Source organism: Pluralibacter gergoviae ATCC 33028 = NBRC 105706 (assembly GCF_001598855.1).
Classification (GTDB): domain Bacteria; phylum Pseudomonadota; class Gammaproteobacteria; order Enterobacterales; family Enterobacteriaceae; genus Pluralibacter; species Pluralibacter gergoviae.
Genome location: NZ_BCZS01000080.1, coordinates 1 through 1,925 on the forward strand (window position 1 = coordinate 1; position 1,925 = coordinate 1,925).

At 46.8% G+C, this 1,925-nt stretch carries 2 protein-coding genes; both read left to right on the forward strand.

Annotation, left to right across the window (positions count from 1 at the left end; genetic code table 11):
- Positions 1–176 precede the first annotated feature (176 nt).
- A complete protein-coding gene (locus ENGE1_RS26155; protein WP_001217881.1) occupies positions 177–734 on the forward strand; it encodes a recombinase family protein in 558 nt (185 codons plus the stop codon).
- A 182-nt stretch (positions 735–916) separates the two neighbouring features.
- Positions 917–1,777: a broad-spectrum class A beta-lactamase TEM-2 gene (locus ENGE1_RS26160; RefSeq protein WP_011645017.1), complete on the forward strand. Its 861-nt coding sequence runs from the start codon at positions 917–919 to the stop codon at positions 1,775–1,777.
- Positions 1,778–1,925: the final 148 nt, after the last annotated feature.

Here is a 1,925-nt window from a genome sequence, read left to right on the forward strand (position 1 = left end):
TGAGACGACCCCATATAGGCCTTCCTGCCTGACGGTTATATATTAACAATTTCGCAACCGTCCGAAATGTTATAAATTATCAGACATAGTAAAACGGCTTCGTTTGAGTGTCCATTAAATCGTCATTTTGGCATAATAGACACATCGTGTCTGATATTCGATTTAAGGTACATTTTATGCGAATTTTTGGTTATGCGCGGGTCTCAACCAGCCAGCAGTCCCTCGATATTCAGATCAGAGCGCTCAAAGATGCAGGGGTAAAAGCTAACCGCATCTTTACCGACAAGGCATCCGGCAGTTCAACAGATCGGGAAGGGCTGGATTTGCTGAGGATGAAGGTGGAGGAAGGTGATGTCATTCTGGTGAAGAAGCTCGACCGTCTTGGCCGCGACACCGCCGACATGATCCAACTGATAAAAGAGTTTGATGCTCAGGGTGTCGCGGTTCGGTTTATTGACGACGGGATCAGTACCGACGGTGATATGGGGCAAATGGTGGTCACCATCCTGTCGGCTGTGGCACAAGCTGAACGCCGGAGGATCCTAGAGCGCACGAATGAGGGCCGACAGGAAGCAAAGCTGAAAGGAATCAAATTTGGCCGCAGGCGTACCGTGGACAGGAACGTCGTGCTGACGCTTCATCAGAAGGGCACTGGTGCAACGGAAATTGCTCATCAGCTCAGTATTGCCCGCTCCACGGTTTATAAAATTCTTGAAGACGAAAGGGCCTCGTGATACGCTTATTTTTATAGGTTAATGTCATGATAATAATGGTTTCTTAGACGTCAGGTGGCACTTTTCGGGGAAATGTGCGCGGAACCCCTATTTGTTTATTTTTCTAAATACATTCAAATAAGTATCCGCTCATGAGACAATAACCCTGATAAATGCTTCAATAATATTGAAAAAGGAAGAGTATGAGTATTCAACATTTCCGTGTCGCCCTTATTCCCTTTTTTGCGGCATTTTGCCTTCCTGTTTTTGCTCACCCAGAAACGCTGGTGAAAGTAAAAGATGCTGAAGATAAGTTGGGTGCACGAGTGGGTTACATCGAGCTGGATCTCAACAGCGGTAAGATCCTTGAGAGTTTTCGCCCCGAAGAACGTTTTCCAATGATGAGCACTTTTAAAGTTCTGCTATGTGGTGCGGTATTATCCCGTGTTGACGCCGGGCAAGAGCAACTCGGTCGCCGCATACACTATTCTCAGAATGACTTGGTTGAGTACTCACCAGTCACAGAAAAGCATCTTACGGATGGCATGACAGTAAGAGAATTATGCAGTGCTGCCATAACCATGAGTGATAACACTGCGGCCAACTTACTTCTGACAACGATCGGAGGACCGAAGGAGCTAACCGCTTTTTTGCACAACATGGGGGATCATGTAACCCGCCTTGATCGTTGGGAACCGGAGCTGAATGAAGCCATACCAAACGACGAGCGTGACACCACGATGCCTGCAGCAATGGCAACAACGTTGCGCAAACTATTAACTGGCGAACTACTTACTCTAGCTTCCCGGCAACAATTAATAGACTGGATGGAGGCGGATAAAGTTGCAGGACCACTTCTGCGCTCGGCCCTTCCGGCTGGCTGGTTTATTGCTGATAAATCTGGAGCCGGTGAGCGTGGATCTCGCGGTATCATTGCAGCACTGGGGCCAGATGGTAAGCCCTCCCGTATCGTAGTTATCTACACGACGGGGAGTCAGGCAACTATGGATGAACGAAATAGACAGATCGCTGAGATAGGTGCCTCACTGATTAAGCATTGGTAACTGTCAGACCAAGTTTACTCATATATACTTTAGATTGATTTAAAACTTCATTTTTAATTTAAAAGGATCTAGGTGAAGATCCTTTTTGATAATCTCATGACCAAAATCCCTTAACGTGAGTTTTCGTTCCACTGAGCGTCAGACCCCG